This window comes from Pseudonocardia acidicola (assembly GCF_012911935.1).
GTDB classification, from domain to species: domain Bacteria; phylum Actinomycetota; class Actinomycetes; order Mycobacteriales; family Pseudonocardiaceae; genus Pseudonocardia; species Pseudonocardia acidicola.
This window is the reverse complement of sequence record NZ_JAAXLA010000043.1, coordinates 27,160-46,101: the sequence shown is the minus strand read 5'-3', so window position 1 is coordinate 46,101 and position 18,942 is coordinate 27,160. Positions and strand designations below refer to the sequence as shown.

The window sequence follows — 18,942 nt, the reverse complement described above, 5'->3', positions numbered from 1 at the left end:
GGCGCAGCCTACGTCGGTGCCCCGGCGCGGCAGATCACACGCCGGTCGGCGTGAAGCCCCCGGCCAGGGCGGTGAACAGATCCGCCGACGTGCTCTCGGCGGGGCCCGTCGGCACCGTCAACCCGACCGCCCACACGCCGTTCCCGGCCGGGACCAGCCGCAGCCAGGTGGTCCGCTGCAACGGACCCTCGGTCGTGCGGTAGCCGACCTGCTGCACGCCCGCGGGGGCCCCGGCGACCGGCTGGACCGGATCGACGGCGACGGTGTCCGCACCGAGCTTCTCCGTGGTCAGTGCGTCCAGCACCTCGGCGGCCGAGCCGCGCCGCTGCACGCTGAGCTCCTCGCTGCCGTCCGGGCTCACGAAACTCACCCGCGTTCCGTCCTGGGCCTCGTACCGGTACTGCGCCCAGCTGTCCGGCACGCTGACGGAGAAACCGAGCGGGTCGCGGTGCTCGATGAGCGAGGCCCGGTCGGTCGTCACCGTGACCGTGCTCAGCGGCGACTGGCCGGCCAGCATGCGGGTCACCGCCCAGCCCCCGGCCGCGCCGAGCAGCACGATCAGCGCCCCGGCCACGACGAGCGCGGCCGCCCACCAGCCCGGAGTGCTCGCCGCGGCCGCGCCGGGCGGGCGGCCCCGCGCGCCCGTGCCCGGCTGCGCCGGTGCGGCGGCCGCTCGGTGCGGTGCGCTGCGGGCGACCGCCGGACCGCCGGTGAACGGCGCGCCCGGCAGCGGGCCGGGTGCGACCGCCAGCGGGGCCGCCGGCCGGGCCGGGCCCGAGTCCGAGACCGCGGTGCGGTGCGGGCCGGACCCCGTGGTCGCGCCGGGCTGCGGGCCCGAGGCCGCGACCGCGCCGGGCTGCGGGCCGGACGCCCCGACCGGCCCGGCGGTGTCGGTGGACCGCGGTCGGACCGGGTGCGGGGCCATCGCGTGGACCGTCGGCGCGTCCGGGGAACCGGGGTAGAGCGGGTCGTCCGGATCGGCCAGCAGCGGGCGCAGCCGGTGCCGCACCTGCTCCAGCGACATCCGCTGCCCCGGCTCCTTGACCATCAGCGCGGCGATCACCGCGGAGACCGGCCCGGCGTCGCGGGGCCGCGGGACGTCGCCGTCGACGACCTCGGTGATCGTGGAGACGGGGTCGCCGCGCACGTCGTAGGGCGGGCGGCCCTCGAGCGCCGCGAACAAGGTCGCGCCCAGTCCCCACAGGTCGGCGGCCGGGGTGACCGCCTGCCCGGCGGCGACCTCCGGCGCGATGTAGGCGGGCGAGCCGAGCACCAGGCCCGCGGTCGTCATCGGCGCGTCGGCGGCGTTGCGGGCGATGCCGAAGTCGGTCAGCTTCACCCGGCCGTCGTCGGCGATCAGGATGTTGCCCGGCTTCACGTCCCGGTGCGTGATGCCGGCCCGGTGGGCCGCGCGCAGCGCGCCCGCGGTCGCGAAGCCGACCACCGCGGCCTGGCGGGGATTCAGCGAGCCCTGCTCGGCGATGAGCGCGGCCAGATTGCGCGACGGCAGCATCTCCAGCACGACGAGCGGTTCCCCGCCGACGTCGACGACGTCGTACACGGTGATGACGTTGGGGTGGGAGAGCCCGCCGAGGGCGCGCGCCTCGCGCAGCATCCGCTCGCGCATGGCCGCCGCCTCGCGCTCGGGGATGCCGGGCGGGACCTTCAGTTCCTTGACGGCGACGCGGCGCCGCAGCACCTCGTCGTAGCCGGACCACACGGTCCCCATCGCGCCGCTGCCGAGCTGGGCGGCGAGCAGGTAGCGGCCGCCGATCCGGCGCTGTTCGTCGTCACCCGCCGTGGACACGGGCCTATTGTTCCGGTCGCCGGTCACGGAGCGCGGCAACCCCCGACACGGAGCAGTCGAGGCCACGCGCCGTGACCGAACGAGCACCCTGCGCAGGGCGACGAGCGGCCAGAACGTCCGCTCGTCGCGAATGGCGCCTACCGTTCGTCACCATCTGGCCGCCCGCCTGCAGCAGATCCGCAACCCCTCGTCGAGGATCCGGGCAAGACCCCGGTTTCGGGTTGGTGCACCGCTGTCCGAGTGAGCACCATGGGTTGATGCTGCAAGGAACAGCGACCGCCCCGTGCGGGGCCGTGAGGATCGGGGGTGCCCGGTGACCCTGCTGGAGGCGCACGCCGGCCTCGCGTCCTCGGGCGACTTCTCGGTCGCCGACCTGGGCGCTGGCACCGGGCCGTCCTGGCTGGATTCCTGGCTCGACCGGCACCGGGCCGACGTGGTCGCCTGGCGGCGCTCCCTGCACTCCGTACCTGAGCTGGCCCGTTCCGAGCAGCGCTCGACCGCGCTGGTCGCCCGCCGGTTGATGGCCGCCGGGCTCGAACCGCGCACCCTGCCCGGCGGTACCGGTCTGGTCTGCGACGTCGGCTACGGCGACCGCTGCGTCGCCCTGCGCGCCGACCTGGACGCGCTGCCGCTGGCCGAGGACACGGGGCTGTCCTTCGCCTCGACGGTGCCCGGCGTGATGCATGCCTGCGGGCACGACGCGCACACCGCCATCGTGCTCGGCGCCGGGCTCGCGCTGGCGTCGGCACCGTCGTTGCCGGGGCGGGTCCGGCTGATCTTCCAGCCGGCCGAGGAGGTGCAGCCCGGTGGCGCGATCGACATGGTCGCCGACGGCGCGATGGAGGGCGTCGAGCGGATCTTCGCGCTGCACTGCGACCCGCGGCTGGAGGTGGGCAGGCTCGGCACCCGGGTCGGTCCGATCACCTCGGCGTGCGACCTGCTCGAGATCCGGCTGACCTCGCCGGGCGGGCACACCGCGCGTCCCCACCTCACCGCCGACCTGGTGCAGGCCATTGGGTTGCTCATCACCCAGCTGCCGCTGTTGCTGACCCGCCAGGTCGACCCGCGTTCGGGCACCGTGCTCGTCTGGGGTGCGGTGGAGGCCGGTGAGGCGGCCAACGCGATCCCGCAGCACGGCGTGCTGCGCGGCACCCTGCGCACCGCCGACCACGCCACCTGGGGCGAGCTCGAGGGCAAGATCCGCTCACTGATCGCGGCGCTGCTCGCGCCCACCGGCGTCGGTTACGTGCTCGACCATGTCCGCGGCGTGCCGCCGGTGGTCAACGATGCGGTCAGCGCGGGCATGCTCGCCGATGCCGCGGTGGCCGCCCTCGGCCCGGACGCGGCGACCGGCACCGAGCAGTCCAGCGGGGGCGAGGACTTCGCCTGGTACCTGGAGCACGTGCCCGGCTCGATGGCGCGGCTCGGGGTGTGGCCGGGCCACGGCCTGATGCGCGACATCCACCAGCCCACGTTCGACCTCGATGAGCGTGCCCTGCCCGTCGGGGTCCGGATCCTGACCAACGCCGCCCTCGCCGCCCTGAACGCCTGACCCCACCCCGCGAGTCGGCACTTTCGGGAGGGTGAGTCGGCGGATTCGGGTGAGTCCGTCGCGCGTGGTCGTCCGAGTCTGTCCACATCCGGGAGCAGCTGTCCACAGCTGAGCGGCATGCCCTGCCGCTGAGTTGCGTCGTCGGACACCGTCGAGCCCATGATTCCACCGGATGTGGGCCTCGCGGGTGCGTGCCTGCGCCGCGCCGCTGTCGAGGCGCTCGGCGACTACCGGGTGCGGGCCGCGATCAAGTCGGGCGAGCTCCTTTCGCCGTGGCCCGGGGTGCTCGTCGATCCGCACCGGGCGACCGAGCCGTTGACCGTGACGGCTGCCGCCTGGCTCATCTGCGGGCCCACCGCCGTCGTGGCCGGCCCGACCGCTGCCTTCCTGCACGGTTGTACCGCGTCCGAGCCCGCGCCGGTCCATCTCATGGTCCCCTACGGCAGCCGCCGACGATCCCGGCCCGGGATGGTCGTGCACAACGGCCGTTTCGTGGAAGCGGATCGGGAAACGGTCGACGGGCTGCCGTTGCTCGGGCTGGAGCGTGTGGTCACCGACCTGCTCTGCACCGCCCGCCCACCGGACGTCCTCGCCGTCACCGACCAGGCACTTGCCCAGCTCGACGACGGGCGCCGCGACGAGTTCCGCGCACGGGTCCAGCAGCGGTTGGCCGAGCGGCCCGATCCGCGCGGGACGCGCATCGGGGCCAGGCTTCTGGGCCTGGCCACCGGCCGCGCGGAGTCACCGGCGGAGAGTCGGATCCTGTGGCGCATCGCCGATCTCGGCTTCCCCGTCCCCGAGGTCAACTGGTGGATCCGCGGGCCGGACGGCGAGCGGCTGTACCGCGTCGACCTGGCGTGGCCCGCTCTCCGCATCCTCGTGGAGTACGACGGGCATGCCGCTCATTTCGGGCGTACCGGGCAGGACGAGAGTCGGGAGGAGGACCTTCGGAGCCGGGGCTGGACGGTGGTGCGGGCCGGAGCCGATGATCTCCACGACATCGCGCGCGTCGAGCGCGAACTGCACGAGGCGTTCGTGGCCCGTGGAATCGATCTCACGGGCCGGACGGCGGGCTGCTGGCGGCCTCGTCGGCACCGGGAGAGGCGCGTGTCGTGACCGGAACTCGCGCAATGGGCGACTCGGTGTTCCGGAAGTGCCGACTCGCGCTCCCGGAAGTGCCGACTCGCGCTCCCGGAAGTGCCGACTCGCGGGAGGGAGGGCGTTACAGGGACTTGCGGCTCGGGCGGCTGCGCAGCGCGGCCACGTAGTCCGCCGGGGCGCCGGCCTGCTCGGCGGCGTCCGCGATCACGCCGAGGTAGCGGGCCGACGGCATGCCGCCCTCGTAGTCGTTGAGCACGTAGATCCAGGCGAGCACGTCGCCCTCGAGGGTGTGCACCCGCAGCCGCAGCTTCTTGTGCAGGCCGAGCTCGCCACCCTCCCAGCGGTCCAGCTGGGCGGAGTCGTGCTCCGGGACGTCGTAGAGCACTACGAAGACCTGCGAACCCGGGTGCTCGACGACCGTGGAGAGCGCGCCCTCCCAGCCGAAATCCTCACCGCCGAAGGTGAGTCGCCAGCCCTGCAGCCACCCCGTGCCCGCCATCGGCGAGTGCGGGGCACGCTCCTTCATCTGCGCCGGATCCATGTTCGATCCGTAGGCGGCATACAGCGGCACCGGGACAGACTAGTGGCGCGCACCGTGCGTGTGACCGACGGACCTCACTTCGCAGGTGCCCAGCGCCCCCCGCGTACCGTGCTCGTGAGGCGTCGGCACGGGAGGGACGGACGTTGTGACCCGGATCGTGATCATGGGTGGGGGCCCGGCCGGATACGAGGCGGCCCTGGTCGCGGCTCAGCATGGCAGTGACGTGACGGTGATCGAGCAGCACGGCATGGGCGGTGCCTGCGTGCTCGACGACTGCGTCCCGTCGAAGACGTTCATCTCGTCGGCGAGCATTCGCGTCGAGCTGCACCGCGCCCCCGACCTCGGCGTGCTCGTCGACCGCAAGAACGTCCCCGTGGACCTGCCGATCGTGCACGGGCGGGTCAAGGGCCTCGCGCTCGCCCAGTCCGCCGACATCCGGGCCCGCCTCGAGCGCGAGGGTGTCCGGATCATCAACGGAGCCGCGGCCTTCGCCGACGCGCCGACGATCCGGGCCACCCATGTGATCGAGGCCCGCCACCTCAGCGGCGAACGCGAGGAACTCGCGGCCGATGTCGTGCTGGTCGCGACCGGCGCCACCCCGCGGGTGCTCGACGACGCCCGCCCCGACGGCGAGCGGATCCTCACCTGGCGCCAGCTCTACGACCTCGATGAGCTGCCCGAACACCTGATCGTCGTCGGCTCCGGGGTGACCGGTGCGGAGTTCGTCTCCGCCTACGTCGAGTTGGGTTCGGAGGTCACGCTCGTCTCCAGCCGCGACCGGGTGCTGCCCGGTGAGGACGCCGACGCCTCCGCGGTGCTGCAGGAGGTGTTCGCCGAGCGCGGTGTGCACATCCTGGGCCAGGCCCGGGCGAAGTCCGTGACCCGGGAGGGCGACGGCGTGGTCGTCACCCTCTCCGACGGCCGCGAGGTGCGCGGTTCGCACGCTCTCATGACCGTCGGCTCCGTGCCCAACACCACCGACCTGGGCCTGGAGAAGGTCGGCATCGAGACCGACCGCGGCGGGTTCATCCCGGTGGACCGGGTCTCGCGCACCTCGGTGCCGGGCGTCTACGCCGCCGGGGACTGCACCGGTGTGCTCATGCTGGCCTCGGTCGCGGCCATGCAGGGCCGCATCGCGATGTGGCACGCGCTGGGCGAGGGCGTGGCGCCGATCAAGCTGAAGACCGTGGCCGCCGCCGTGTTCACCCGTCCGGAGATCGCCACCGTCGGGATCAGCCAGCGCGCCATCGACGCCGGCGAGGTCCCGGCCCGGACGATCATGCTGCCGCTGGCGACCAACCCGCGGGCGAAGATGCAGGGCCTACGTCGCGGCTTCGTCAAGCTGTTCTGCCGCCCGGCGACCGGGGTGGTCATCGGCGGCGTGGTCGTGGCGCCGGTGGCCAGCGAGCTGATCCTGCCCATCGCGATGGCGGTACAGAACGGGCTCGGCGTCGACGACCTGGCGCACACCTTCTCGGTCTACCCGTCGCTGTCCGGGTCGATCACCGAGGCCGGCCGTCAGTTGATGCAGCACAGCGACCTGGACTGAGTCCCGCTCCGACCGGAACCAGGGTCGGTATCGGGGCCATCCCCGATACGGCCGGCCCGGTGCGCGGCGATGCTCGGGCCATGACCAGTCTGCCCGACACCACCCGGATCCCGGTGGTTCCCGTGCTGCTCGCCGGCGTCGGGGCGCAGCTCGCCGACGACGTCCTGTTCATGGTGCTGCCCTCGGGCGGCCTACTGGCCCCGCTTCCCGCGGCGCTGGTGCTCCTGCTCACCGCCGGGGCGGCCCGGCTGGTGACTCGGAAGCTCACCGGTGTGACGGTGGCCCGCACCGGGTTGGCCGTGGGTGCGGTGTCCGCGGGCTTCGGCCTGCTGGTCGGCGGGTTCGGCCTGCTGGGGATGCTGCTCGCCACGCTGACACTCATCGCGGGTGTGGCGGGCGCGGTGATCGGCCGCCCGCATCCTGCGCTCTGACCACTCCCGGATCGGGCGACTCACCCTCCCGAAAAGGGCGACTCGCGGGGAACGGCCCGACCCGGCGGGCGGCGATAGTGTTGTCGGCGTGTGGGGGCGGCTGGGACCGGCGGAACGCGAACGCAACTGGCAGCAGCTGCGCGATCAAGAATTCGACGTCGTCATCGTGGGCGGCGGGGTCGTCGGTAGCGGCGCGGCACTGGACGCCGCCACCCGGGGCCTCTCGGTGGCCCTGGTCGAGGCGCGCGACCTGGCCAGCGGCACGTCGAGTCGCAGCTCGAAGCTGTTCCACGGCGGCTTGCGCTACCTCGAACAGCTGGAGTTCTCCCTGGTCCGGGAGGCGCTGCACGAGCGCGAGCTGATGCTGACCCGGCTGGCCCCGCACCTGGTGAAGCCGGTCAGCTTCCTGTACCCGCTCACCCACCGGTTCTGGGAGCGGCCGTACGTCACCGCCGGTCTCACCCTCTACGACACGATGGGCGGCGCCCGCTCGCTGCCCCGGCACAAGCAGCTGACCCGGGCCGGCGCGCAACGGATGATCCCCGCGCTGCGCCGCGACGCGCTGATCGGCGGCATGCAGTACTGGGACGCGCAGGCCGACGACGCCCGGCACACCATGACCGTCGCCCGTACCGCGGCGCGCTACGGCGCGGTCGTCCGCACGTCGACGCAGGTCGTCGGGTTCCTCCGGGAGGCCGACCGGGTCTCCGGCGTCCGGGTGCGCGACAGCGAGACCGGTGAGGAGATCGACGTCCGGGCCCACGCGGTGATCAACTCCACTGGCGTGTGGACCGACGAGATCCAGCGGCTGTCGGGTGGCCGCGGGCGGTTCCGGGTGCGGGCGTCGAAGGGCGTGCACATCGTCGTCCCGCGCGACCGGATCGTGTCCGACTCGGGCATCATCCTGCGCACCGAGACCTCGGTGCTGTTCGTGATCCCCTGGCGCAGCAACCACTGGATCGTCGGCACCACCGACACCGACTGGAACCTCGACCTGGCGCATCCCGCGGCGACCCGCGCGGACATCGACTACGTACTCGGTCACGTGAACAGCGTGCTCGCGACGCCGCTGACGCACGACGACATCGAGGGCGTCTACGCCGGGCTGCGTCCGCTGCTGGCCGGTGAGGACGAGGCCACGTCGAAGCTGTCGCGGGAGCACGCGGTGGCTCGGGTGCTGCCCGGGCTGGTCGCGATCGCCGGCGGGAAGTACACCACCTACCGGGTCATGGCGGCCGATGCGGTGGACGCGGCCGCCGTCGACATCCCGTCACGGGTCGCGCCGTCGACGACGGACAAGGTGCCGCTGCTCGGCGCCGACGGTTACCACGCCCTGATCAACCAGTGCGAGCACGTCGGCACCCGCTACGGCCTGCACCCGTACCGGATTCGGCACCTGCTCGACCGCTACGGCTCGCTGCTCGACCAGGTGCTCGGGGCCGCCGACGAGCGCCGCGAGTTGCTCGCACCGATCACCGGCGCGGAGGACTACCTGCAGGCCGAGGTGATGCACGCGGTCAGCCACGAGGCCGCGCTGCACCTGGAGGACGTGCTCACCCGGCGGACCCGGATCTCGATCGAGTACGCGCACCGCGGGGTGGACTGTGCGCGGCAGGTCGCCGAGCTGATGGCCGGCGTGCTCGGCTGGGACGAGGCGACGATCGCCCGCGAGGTCGAGGTCTACACCGCGCGGGTGCAGGCGGAGCGCGAGTCGCAGGCTCTGCCCGACGACACCGCCGCCGACGCGCGCCGCATCGCCGCGCCCGAGGCCCGGCCGCTGATCCTGGAGCCGACCGCCTGACCCGGGCCGAGATCAGGCGGACCGGCCTGCCGCGGCGACGGCGTCGTCCAGCAGTTCGTCGACGCGGTGTCGCAGCCTGCGGTCGTCGGTAGGGCCGACGGTTGTCCAGTCCGTGCCGTCCTCGGCAGTGCTGCGGGTGAGCAGGTAGCGGCCGCGGGGGCCGTCGAGCACCGTCAGCACCCGGGACAGTCGCCGGGCCACGCCCCACCGGTCGGTCGCCAGCGCGGTGAGCTGGCTGCGGCCGCCGGCGGTGGCCAGCATCCGGGCCAGCAGCCCCGCCTCGACCGGCGGGACATTGCGGGCGATCAGGACCTGGCGTAGCTCGGCGGGGTTCGCGAGCGCCTCGCCCAGCACATGGGTGGGCAGGGTGCTCGAACGACCCGGCCCGGGGCCGGCGGCCGGCAGCGCCGTGAGCAGCCCGGCCGGTAGCGAGCCGCACGCCTCCAGGGTGATCGTCGCGTCCTGCCGCACCGCGAGTACCGCGCTGTCCAGCCGGCCGGCGGCGACGGCGCGAACGCTGCGCCCGAACCAGGCTCGCAGCTCCAGCTGGGCGTCGGGCCGCGCGAGCAGCATCAGCAGCCGGGCCAGTACCCGGGCATCCTCGGCGCCGGCGGTCGCCCAGACGCCCAGCGGGGTCAGGCCGTTGGCCGTCGCTTCGGCCGCCTGGCCTTCCCAGCCGCCGCCGATGCTCGCGATCGCCGTCGACGGAGTTGCGTCGATGGTGCGGATCGTCTGCTCGATCTGCCGCCACTGGTTCGAGGCGGAGTACGGCTCGCGGGCGATACGGCATGGCTCCCCCTGGCGCGGCGGGAACGGGTGGTCGTGCCGGACGCTATGGCGGAGCGGGCGGGGGCGAACCCGATCGGAGAAACGGTTCGCGATGGCGAACCTCAGCCGGCGAGCAGCGAGGTGAGCGCGGCCTCGGCGACCTGTTCGGCATCCCGGCAGAGCTGGTCCTGAGGGATGGGTTGGTCGCGCGTGCCCTGGGCGAACTGGACGTCGAGCAGTTGCCCGGCGGCGACGTCGACCTCGACGCTGCAGAAGTCCCGGAGCCGGGTCGGCCGGGCCAGCACCGCCGGGAAACCCGCCACCGTGATCACGGTCAGCTCATCGGTCACGCTGCCCGCAGCGGTGATGACGTCGATGCCGCGATCGGTGACCACGGCCAGGCCGGCCGAGACCTCCCGCGGTTCCGACCCGCCGATCGTGCAGGACGAAGCAGCACCGAACAGCGCGCCGGTCCGACCGGCGACCGGGCGCCCGTCCAACCCCAGCCCCGCCCGCTGCCGGGCCGACAGGACGCTGCACGGATCCACTCCGTCCAACCCCAGCTCCCGCGGCCGCGGCGGCAGCATGATCCCGCTGGGCTCGGCGGAGGCGGAGGCAGAGGCGGAAGCGGATGGCGTGGGGGCGGCGGCGCCCGGATCCTGGGCCGCGCACCCGGCCGTCACACCCAGCAGCACAGCGATCACCACAACCCGGTGCACGGGGCGAACGGTAGTGGACCGGACACTTCCGGCGATGCGATTCGGACACGGAAAAGCCCCCGGCGAACCGGCTGCAGTCCGGTCCGGCGGGGGCTTCGCCGTCAGCTGGTCCGCGCGAGCGGGGCTCGGCAGCCGGCGAGGGTGCACATGGGCGTGTACGGGAGTCGCTCCCGGACGTCCGGGTCGGTGCTGGTCCGGGCGAAGGGCCATTGCCCGGTGAAGCGCTGGAGGTACCAGTAGAGGAACAGGTAGTCCTGCGCTTCGGGGTCGGCGACGAGAACCGGACGCCCGGGGAGCTGTGCGATCCAGCGGGCGTAGGCGGTCATCGCGATGGCGGGTGGACGGGTCGCCCGGCGGGTGGAGAGCCAGTCCTCGGCCCGATTCCGCCAGGATTGCAGCGCGATCGGGTGCAGGGTGGCGCCGGGCAGTTCACGCAGGTTGGCCGTGAACGTGGTGAGCAGGACCCCGTCCGCGTTGTGCGCGGCCGAGGCGAGGGTGAGCAGGGAATGTGGGCCGGGGATCGGCCCGTCGACGTGGATGTGGCTGGTCACGTAGGTGTCGGGGGGCATGACGGATCCTGAGTCGCCGTTGTGACGGGGGACGTGTTCGCGGCGCGGCTTGGCCTGCGTGGCGAACGGATCCGCGGCGCGGTCTCGATCCGCGTGGCGGAAAGTAACCGGGCCCCGTGGGTGGTCACACGGGTACGTCACTGCTGTCCGCTATGCACTTGTTCAGCACGGTGCGGTCGCCGTGGAAGAACCTGGCTCGATGACGTTAGATAAATGGGACGTACGTCGTCAATCCCCGTCGGCGGCCAGCCGTCCGGCGAGCATGACGTCGACCCGGCGTCCGTCGACGACCCAGCCGGAGCGCTGCCGGCCCTCGATCGTGAACCCGCACTTCGCCGCGACCCGGGCGGAGGCTTCGTTGCCCTCGGCCCAGGCGTAGGTCACCCGGTGCAGTCCGAGCCCGCCGAACCCGAACCGCAGCACGCTCGACACCGCCGTCGTGATCATGCCCTTGCCGCGGGCGGCGGGCAGCGCCCAGCAGGCCACCTCGGCCGTGCCGATGGCCAGGTCCAGGCTCGCGAGGCTGACCTCACCGAGCATGTCGCCGGTCGTCGGCTCACACACCGCCCATGAGCAGCGGGTGTCCCCCGCCCACTCCGCGGCCCGTTCGGCGATGTGCGCACCGACCGCCTCGAGGGTCGGCTCCGGGCGTCGCCGCCAGCGGAGGATCTCCGGGTCCAGGCACGATGCCAGCACGGCGGGCCGGTCGTCGATCCGGTCGTCGGCGCGCAGCGCACGCAGGTACCAGGTACCGGCGTTGATCTCAACAGGCTCCATGGGGGGCAACACGTTGCACAGGCGCGGAGCGCTACTCCTTGATCTCGCAGATGACGGTGCCCTGGGACACCGAGCTGCCGGTCTCCGCCGAGAGGCCGGTGATCGTGCCGTCCTTGTGCGCGGTGACCGGGTTCTCCATCTTCATGGCCTCGAGGACCACGACCAGGTCGCCGGCGGAGACGGTGTCGCCGTCGGACACCGCGACCTTGATGATCGTGCCCTGCATCGGCGCTGTGACCGCGTCACCGGACGCCTTTGCCGCGCCCTTGCCGCCGCCGCGCTTGCGCGGCGGGGCCGTGGCCGCGCCTGAGCCCCCGCCGCCGAGCGCGAGGTCGCCGGGCAGCGACACCTCGAGCCGCCGGCCGCCGACCTCCACCACGACGGTCTGCCGGGGCGACTCCTCGGAGTCCGCGCCCTCACCACCGGTGAACGGCTCGACGGTGTTGTTCCACTCGGTCTCGATCCACCGGGTGTGGACGGTGAAGTCCTGCTCGGTGGTGGCGGCGAACGCCGGGTCCTCGACGACGATGCGGTGGAACGGCAGCACCGTGGCCATGCCCTCGACCTGGAACTCGGCCAGCGCGCGGCGCGCCCGCTCCAGGGCCTGCGCCCGGTCCGAGCCGGTGACGATCAGCTTGGCCAGCAGCGAGTCGAACTGGCCGCCGATCACCGAGCCGGCCTCCACACCCGCGTCGACGCGCACCCCGGGGCCGGCCGGGTAGGAGATCGCGGTGACGGTGCCCGGGGCGGGCAGGAAGTTGCGCCCGGCGTCCTCGCCGTTGATCCGGAACTCGATGGAGTGCCCGCGCGGCTGCGGGTCCTCGAGCAGGTTGAGCTCGGCGCCCTCGGCGATGCGGAACTGCTCGCGCACCAGGTCCAGCCCGGAGGTCTCCTCCGAGACCGGGTGCTCGACCTGCAGCCGAGTGTTGACCTCCAAGAACGAGATCAGGCCGTCCTGGCCGACGAGGAACTCGACGGTGCCGGCGCCGTGGTAGCCGGCCTCGGTGCAGATCGCCTTCGCCGCGTCGTGGATGGTCTTGCGCTGCTCCTCGGACAGGAACGGCGCCGGGGCCTCCTCGACGAGCTTCTGGAACCGGCGCTGCAGCGAGCAGTCGCGGGTGCCCACGACGATGACGTTGCCGTGCGTGTCGGCGAGCACCTGGGCCTCGACGTGGCGGGGCTTGTCCAGGTAGCGCTCGACGAAGCACTCGCCGCGGCCGAACGCCGCGGTGGCCTCGCGCACCGCGGACTCGAACAGCTCGGGGATCTCGGAGAGCTCGCGGGCCACCTTCATCCCGCGCCCGCCGCCGCCGAACGCGGCCTTGATCGCGACCGGCAGCCCGTGCTCCTCGGCGAAGGCCACGACCTCGTCGGCGTCGGCCACCGGGTCCGGGGTGCCCGGCACCAGCGGGGCACCGGCGCGGGTGGCGATGTGCCGGGCGGTGACCTTGTCCCCGAGGTCGCGGATGGCCTGCGGGGTCGGCCCGATCCAGATGATCCCGGCGTCGATGACGGCCTGGGCGAAGTCGGCGTTCTCGGACAGGAAGCCGTAGCCGGGGTGGATCGCGTCGGCGCCGGCCTGCTCGGCCGCGCCGATCACCTTGTCGAAGTCGAGGTAGGACTCGGCGGCGGTGGTGCCACCGAGGGCGAACGCCTCGTCGGCGAGCCGGACGAACATCGCGTCGCGGTCCGGGTCGGCGTAGACGGCGACACTGGCAAGGCCCGCGTCCTTCGCGGCTCGGATCACCCGCACGGCGATCTCCCCGCGGTTCGCGACGAGAACTTTGCGCAGTTGCGGCACGGTCGGTCTCCTCGTGGTGAGCGGCCGGTCCCGTTGCGCCGGCGCACTGGTTACCGGGGAGTGTAAGAGTCCACACGGCAGGTTCCGGGTGTGAGGCATTGTGGCGTAGCCGACGCTTCCCCGCTCCTACCGCGAAGATCACCCGTTCGGGGCGGGATGTTCAGGGCTGCCGGGGTGGGCCCGCCCACACCGTGCGACCCGCCATCTGCACGACCACCGCCCGACCGGCCCGGCGCACGGCCGGCGCCTGCGGGGCGCGGAGTGGCCCTCGTAGCGCCAGCAGGCCTCCCGGACGGCGAGTTCCTCGGCTGCGCTCGCGGTCAGCCCGCCGACGCGGCGCAGTGCTCGGGCGAGGTCCCAGCCGTCGCGCGGCGCCCCCGCGGGCGCCCAGCCGGTCGGCGTCGACGGGTTCGGCGCCGCCGAGGGACAGCCGGACCCCGTGCGGGATCACCGGGATCCCCCGCTCCCGCAGCTCCGCCACCCCTCGAGGCGGAACTGCGGGAGCGAGCGATTCCGCGATGACCTCGCAGAACCGCATTCCTGGCAGATCGGCGATCAGCTCGGAGATCTCCGGGCGCCACCCGATCCGGACCCCGAGGCGGGGCACGACGACCTCAGCCTCCGCCGCCACCGCCGCCGCTGTCGACGGTGCCGCCGTAGCCGCCACCCACCTCGCTCGCGGCGGCCACCTTCTGCGCGGCCAGCTCGTCGGCGAAGGCCGGATCCGAGGCCCACAGCGCGCTCATCCCGAAAACACCCACGCCGAGTGCCGCACCGGTGGCCCCGTTCGCCGCCCAATCGGGCTTCATGGCCGGGGACAGGCTGTGGTGCTCGTCGCGCAGCCGCGCGAGCGTCCGGTCGCCGAACCGGCTGCGCCGCGGTGCGTGGATCAGCTGCACGGCGGCCACCGCCGTGACGGCGAACAGCGCCACGACCAGGAAACCGACGGGCCGGGCTGCGGCCACCCCGGCGAGCAGCCGGACGAGCCCGAGGCCGGCCACGGCGAGCATCCACAGGCCCACCCGCTGGATGGAACGGCGTTCGCCGTCGTTCAACAGCAGGCCGGCGTCGGTGAGCCGGCGTTCGACGGCGGCCAGCGCGGTGCCGACGACCCGGTGGAACCGCAACCGGTGCCGGGGCACCGGGACGACCGCGGTGAGGTGGATGGCGCGCTCGAGTTCGTCGGTGCCTGCTTCCGGACGGCCGCAGGCCAGCACGTTGCCCCGCCCGGCGGTGACGATGGTGCCGCTCACGTGCATCGAGCTCAGCGCCGAGTAGACGGCCAGGTCGGGACCGCCGTTGAGATGGGCGACGTCGTGTGGCCGGGAGCTCAGATCGGCCACCAGCCGGTCGGGGCGCCGGTCGGCGAGGGCCCGCCGGGCCCGTGATGCGGCCACCCAGACCGCGGTCGCGATCACGATGTAGGCCGACAGAAAGGTCGTGCCGCTGATTCCCCAGGTGTCGCCTGCCGCCGCGAGTGAGCTCATCTGAACACCCCCTGAGCCGTCCTTATGAGACGCCTCACAGTGTGGGCAGGATCGCAGGACGAACGGAACGTTCTTCACCAGGACTTGAGGTTGCCGTTCCGTTCGGCGGCAGACGGTGCACACCCGCGTACCGGCGGTGACCGCCGGTACGCGGGTGGACCGGGTGTCAGGCCGCGGTGGCCGCGCGGACCTGGTTCTTGATGCGGGCGAGCATCGCCGCCATCCCGCGCAGTCGCAGCGGGCTCACTGCCTGGCCGAGTCCGAGGGCGATGTAGAAGTCGTCCGGCACGGCGAGGACGTCGGCGGCGGGCTCACCGTCCAGGCCGGTGTACATGATCGAGGCGAACCCGCGGGTGGTCGGGGCCTCGGGCGGTGCGGAGAAGAACAGGTGCACGTTCCGGTCGGCGTCGGGGTCGACCTCGACCGCCAGGAACAGTGGCGACTGGCACTCGTGCACCTGTTCCATCGTGTCCGCGGCGTCGGCGTAGCGCTGCGGCAGTTCCGGCAGCTCCTGGGACAGCTCGAGCAGCAGTTGCAGCCGGTCCTTCGGGCCGACCTCGGAGAAGTCCTCGACCAGCTCGGCGAGCCGAGGGGGTAGATCGCTCACCGCTGTGGCACCGACCCGCGCTCGGGACCCTGGACGATCGGCACCCGGACGGTGTTGCCCCACTCGGTCCAGCTGCCGTCGTAGTTGCGGACGTTGCCGAAGCCGAGCAGGTGGGTCAGTACGAACCAGGTGTGGCTGGAGCGCTCGCCGATCCGGCAGTAGGCGATGACGTCGTCGTCGGGGGACAGGCCCTGCTCCTGCTGGTAGATGGCCTCCAGGTCCGCGCGGGACCTGAACGTCGCGTCCTCGGCGGCGGCCCGGGCCCACGGCACGCTGGCCGCACCCGGGATGTGCCCGCCGCGGACCGCACCCTCCTGCGGGTAGTCGGGCATGTGCAGCAGTTCGCCGGAGTACTCGCCGGGGGAGCGCACGTCGACCATCGGCTTGCCGAGGTGGGCGAGCACGTCGTCCCGGAACGCCCGGATCTTGCTGTCGTCACGCTCGACCACGGGGTAGTCGACGGCCTCGGGCTTGGGTGCCTCGGTGGTGATCTCCCGGCCCTCGGCGATCCACTTGGCGCGACCGCCGTCGAGCAGGCGCACGTCGGGGTGGCCGAACAGGCCGAACACCCACAGGGCGTAGGCGGCCCACCAGTTGTTCTTGTCGCCGTAGATGACGACCGTGGTGTCGCGGCCGATGCCGCGCTCACCCAGGATCTCCGCGAAGCGGGCGCCGTCGACGTAGTCGCGGGTCACCGGGTCGTTGAGCTCGGTGTGCCAGTCGATCTTCACCGCGCCCGGAATGTGCCCGGTGTCGTAGAGCAGGACGTCCTCGTCGGACTCGACGACGACGAGGCCCTCCGTGCCCAGGTTCTGCGCCAGCCACTCGGTGGTGACCAGGCGCTCGGGATGGGCGTACTCAGCGAGCTTCGGGTCGGTGTCGTTGGGGAGTGCCATGTCACGAGCGTAGTCCCGCATCCCGACCTGCGGCGCAATCCAATCGGGGCCGGTCGCAGCGGTGCGCCGATCGTCTGTCCGGTGGGTCGCAGGGCCGTCGGGCCGGCGTCCGGGTGCACCTCATCGCCGCGCCCGCGGCGGCGTTACCGCGACACCCGCCGCTGACGGCCGGCTGGGTCGCCCCGCTCGGCAGCGCCGATCAGCCGGCCGTGGGCGCCGAGCGGCGCGGTGACGGCCGGAGTCGGCGACCTGCGTCACGATCGCCTCTCATGCTTTCGTGTGTTCCACACTGGAGGATCCACGGCTGAGTGAGCCAAACGGCAACTGAACGTCGCCAAATGGCGCGTCCACCCCGCGTTGCTGCTCCGATCCAGCTATCTAGGCAACACGCTCTGTGTATGTTCCCGCTGGCCCCCGGAGGGGTCGGATCGCGTCCGTGACGGGAGCAGTCGAAGTCATTCATTCCGCTGCTGCGCCCCCGGCTCGATGTTCGGGAAGTGAGAGGGTGGTGGCCGGGTGCTGACCGGGCTGCTGGAGTACCTGCCGCGGGGCGACAACCTGGACGAGAAGGCGTGGCGACGTCGTCACCGCCTGCTGGAGCGGGTGCTGCTGCTGCACGTGCCCGCGCTGCTGGGCGTCGGGTGGTGGCTCGGGCGTCCGATCGCCGCACTCGGCCTGGCGGTCATCGGTCCCGTCGTCGGGCTCGTCCTGGGTCACGTGGTCCGGGGCCGGCGCCTGGCGTCGTCGTTCGTCACCGGTGGCCTGGCCTGCTGCTCTTCGGCGCTGGTCGGCCTCACCGGAGGCGCCACCGAGGCGCACCTCCACTTCTTCGTCGTCATCGGCTTCATCGCGCTCTACGAGGACTGGGTGCCGCTCGTGGGGCACGTCGTCGTGGTGGTGCTCGGCTACGGCATCGGATCGTTGTGGTCCCCCGGGCTTCTCTTCGCGGATGCCGCGGAACAGGCCGATCCGTGGCCCTGGTCGCTCATCGGTTGCCTGGCCGTGGTGGCCGCCTGGGCCGGAGTGGTGATCTTCTGGCGGATGACCGAGGACGAGCGGAGCGAGAAGGAGGCGCTGGGCAAACAGCTGATCACCGCCGCCGCGGAGATCGGCCGACGCCGGTTCGCCTCCGAGATGCTGGTCAACCTCGCCCGGCGCAACCAGAGCCTGCTCTACCGCCAGCTGGACATCATCGACCAGCTCGAGGAGTCCGAGCAGGACCCCGATGTGCTGGCCGAACTCTTCCGGCTCGAGCACCTGGCCACCCGGATCCGGCGCAACGCCGAGAGCCTGCTGGTGCTCGCCGGTGAACAGCCGCCGCGGACCTGGTCCGCCTCGGTGCCACTGCTGGACGTGATCCGCGCGGCCATCGCGGAGACGGAGGACCTCGATCGGGTCGGGTACGAGGTCGACGACCGGGCGGCGATCGCCGGGCACACGGTCGCCGACCTGACCCATCTGCTGGCCGAACTGACCGAGAACGCGGTGCGCTTCTCCCCGCCGGAGAGCTCTGTGATGATTCGCGCCCGGGCGAATCCGCAGGACGACGGCGGGCAGCTGCTGACCGTCGAGGACCGGGGCGTCGGCATGCCGGCCGAGGACCTGGCCGCGGCCAACGAATTGCTGGCCCGGCCGCCCGAGGTGGATCTGTCGGTCTCGCAGCGCCTCGGCTTCCATGTCGTCGCGCGGCTGGCGGCCCGGCACGGCATCGGGGTCTCGCTCAGTGCGGCGCCGGGATCCGGTGTCACCGCGGTCGTGGCCCTGCCTGCCGTCCTGTTCACCGCGGGCGGTGCGGAGTCGGCCGTCGAGATCACCACACCGGTTCGGATGCCGGCCGTGCGCCCGGCCGGGGCCGTGGGACCGGGCGCGCCCGTTCGGGCGGGCGCCGCGGCCGGGGACGCGGGACCGCGCCCGGATCGCGTCCCGGCACCGCTGCTGGTGCCGTCGCAGGCGTCGTCGCCGGCCGCCGATGCCATCCTGCCGGCCGGTGCGGACAGCGGGTGGACGGGCTGGTGGAGCGCGGCGTCAGAGGGCCCCGACGGGCACGGACCGGGTTCCGCCGCTGCGGCACCTCTCGACCCCGGTGCTGTGCCGCCGGCCTCCCGGCCCGATGGCCGGCCGAGCGCCGGGACGCCTGCGCCGCACGCGTCCGGGCCGCTCGGGCGATCGCTGTCCGCACAGCCCATCCCCCGGCCGCGATCAGCCGACGACGCGGCCCCACCGGGCCCGCCGGCATCCGTGCCCGCCGGTCCCGGTCTGCGCCGCCGGATACCGCAGTCCCACCTGGCCCCCCAGCTCCGGGAGCCGGGACCGGCGTCGGACGTCCCGGCCCAGCGACCCAGTTCCGGGGCCGCCGCGGCGCTGTCGCGCTACCAGGCGAGCCGGGAGGCCGCGAGGGCGCTGGTGGATCCCGAGCCGGACGACGAGCCGCCCAGCGGCGCCGATGAGAGGCAGCAGTCGTGAGCGAGCGTGCGAGCTCACCGTCGGGCGCAGCAGCGCCGCCGACACGGTCGACGAGCATCAACGACATCGATGA

Annotated in this window: 17 protein-coding genes; 6 read left to right on the top strand and 11 right to left on the bottom strand. The window is 73.1% G+C overall.

Annotation, left to right across the window (positions count from 1 at the left end):
- Window positions 1–34 precede the first annotated feature (34 nt).
- Window positions 35–1,807: a serine/threonine-protein kinase gene (locus HF526_RS35565; protein WP_338051645.1), complete on the bottom strand. Its 1,773-nt coding sequence runs from the start codon at window positions 1,805–1,807 to the stop codon at window positions 35–37.
- 313 nt (window positions 1,808–2,120) lie between these two features.
- On the opposite strand from HF526_RS35565, the gene HF526_RS21395 reads away from it, so the two are divergent.
- Window positions 2,121–3,359 carry an amidohydrolase gene (locus HF526_RS21395; protein WP_338051644.1) on the top strand — a complete coding sequence of 413 codons (1,239 nt, stop codon included), beginning with the start codon at window positions 2,121–2,123 and terminating at the stop codon, window positions 3,357–3,359.
- A gap of 159 nt (window positions 3,360–3,518) precedes the next feature.
- The gene (locus HF526_RS21390) at window positions 3,519–4,475 is read left to right on the top strand and encodes a DUF559 domain-containing protein (protein ID WP_169383325.1); all 957 of its coding nucleotides are present in this window, start codon (window positions 3,519–3,521) and stop codon (window positions 4,473–4,475) included.
- 106 nt (window positions 4,476–4,581) lie between these two features.
- Here the strand turns inward: HF526_RS21390 and HF526_RS21385 are convergent, their stop codons facing one another.
- A complete protein-coding gene (locus HF526_RS21385; RefSeq protein WP_169383324.1) occupies window positions 4,582–5,031 on the bottom strand; it encodes a gamma-glutamylcyclotransferase in 450 nt (149 codons plus the stop codon).
- 115 nt (window positions 5,032–5,146) lie between these two features.
- Between HF526_RS21385 and HF526_RS21380 the strand changes: the two genes are divergently transcribed.
- The 3 genes from HF526_RS21380 (at window position 5,147) to HF526_RS21370 (ending at window position 8,782) form a co-directional block, all read left to right on the top strand.
- Window positions 5,147–6,550 carry an NAD(P)H-quinone dehydrogenase gene (locus tag HF526_RS21380; RefSeq protein ID WP_169383323.1) on the top strand — a complete coding sequence of 468 codons (1,404 nt, stop codon included), beginning with the start codon at window positions 5,147–5,149 and terminating at the stop codon, window positions 6,548–6,550.
- Window positions 6,551–6,630: 80 nt separating this feature from the next.
- Window positions 6,631–6,981, top strand: coding sequence for a hypothetical protein (locus tag HF526_RS21375; protein ID WP_169383322.1), 351 nt, complete (start codon window positions 6,631–6,633; stop codon window positions 6,979–6,981).
- An 88-nt stretch (window positions 6,982–7,069) separates the two neighbouring features.
- Window positions 7,070–8,782: an FAD-dependent oxidoreductase gene (locus HF526_RS21370; protein WP_169383321.1), complete on the top strand. Its 1,713-nt coding sequence runs from the start codon at window positions 7,070–7,072 to the stop codon at window positions 8,780–8,782.
- Between the two features lie 12 nt (window positions 8,783–8,794).
- On the opposite strand, the gene HF526_RS21365 is transcribed toward HF526_RS21370, so the two are convergent.
- From HF526_RS21365 to HF526_RS21325, 9 genes are all read right to left on the bottom strand, one after another.
- Entirely contained in the window at window positions 8,795–9,469 is a 675-nt protein-coding gene (locus tag HF526_RS21365; protein ID WP_338051646.1) for an ESX secretion-associated protein EspG, read from the bottom strand.
- A gap of 203 nt (window positions 9,470–9,672) precedes the next feature.
- Window positions 9,673–10,269: a DUF3558 family protein gene (locus tag HF526_RS21360; protein WP_169383320.1), complete on the bottom strand. Its 597-nt coding sequence runs from the start codon at window positions 10,267–10,269 to the stop codon at window positions 9,673–9,675.
- Between the two features lie 101 nt (window positions 10,270–10,370).
- Window positions 10,371–10,838 (bottom strand): hypothetical protein, encoded by a 468-nt coding sequence (locus HF526_RS21355; RefSeq protein ID WP_211177584.1) that lies wholly within the window; start codon window positions 10,836–10,838, stop codon window positions 10,371–10,373.
- Window positions 10,839–11,066: 228 nt separating this feature from the next.
- Window positions 11,067–11,615, bottom strand: coding sequence for a GNAT family N-acetyltransferase (locus tag HF526_RS21350; protein WP_169383319.1), 549 nt, complete (start codon window positions 11,613–11,615; stop codon window positions 11,067–11,069).
- Window positions 11,616–11,646: 31 nt separating this feature from the next.
- Window positions 11,647–13,416, bottom strand: coding sequence for an acetyl/propionyl/methylcrotonyl-CoA carboxylase subunit alpha (locus HF526_RS21345; RefSeq protein ID WP_338051643.1), 1,770 nt, complete (start codon window positions 13,414–13,416; stop codon window positions 11,647–11,649).
- A gap of 160 nt (window positions 13,417–13,576) precedes the next feature.
- Entirely contained in the window at window positions 13,577–14,047 is a 471-nt protein-coding gene (locus tag HF526_RS21340; RefSeq protein WP_169383317.1) for a multinuclear nonheme iron-dependent oxidase, read from the bottom strand.
- Window positions 14,031–14,903 (bottom strand): TIGR04222 domain-containing membrane protein, encoded by an 873-nt coding sequence (locus tag HF526_RS21335; protein ID WP_169383316.1) that lies wholly within the window; start codon window positions 14,901–14,903, stop codon window positions 14,031–14,033. The genes HF526_RS21340 and HF526_RS21335 overlap by 17 nt, the downstream gene beginning before the upstream one ends.
- Window positions 14,904–15,069: 166 nt before the next feature.
- Window positions 15,070–15,510 (bottom strand): SufE family protein, encoded by a 441-nt coding sequence (locus HF526_RS21330; RefSeq protein ID WP_169383315.1) that lies wholly within the window; start codon window positions 15,508–15,510, stop codon window positions 15,070–15,072.
- Entirely contained in the window at window positions 15,507–16,406 is a 900-nt protein-coding gene (locus tag HF526_RS21325; RefSeq protein WP_169383314.1) for a sulfurtransferase, read from the bottom strand. Before HF526_RS21325 ends, HF526_RS21330 begins: the two co-directional genes overlap by 4 nt.
- A gap of 516 nt (window positions 16,407–16,922) precedes the next feature.
- Here HF526_RS21325 and HF526_RS21320 point away from each other — a divergent pair.
- Window positions 16,923–18,869 carry an ATP-binding protein gene (locus tag HF526_RS21320; protein ID WP_169383313.1) on the top strand — a complete coding sequence of 649 codons (1,947 nt, stop codon included), beginning with the start codon at window positions 16,923–16,925 and terminating at the stop codon, window positions 18,867–18,869.
- The last annotated feature ends 73 nt before the right edge of the window (window positions 18,870–18,942 follow it).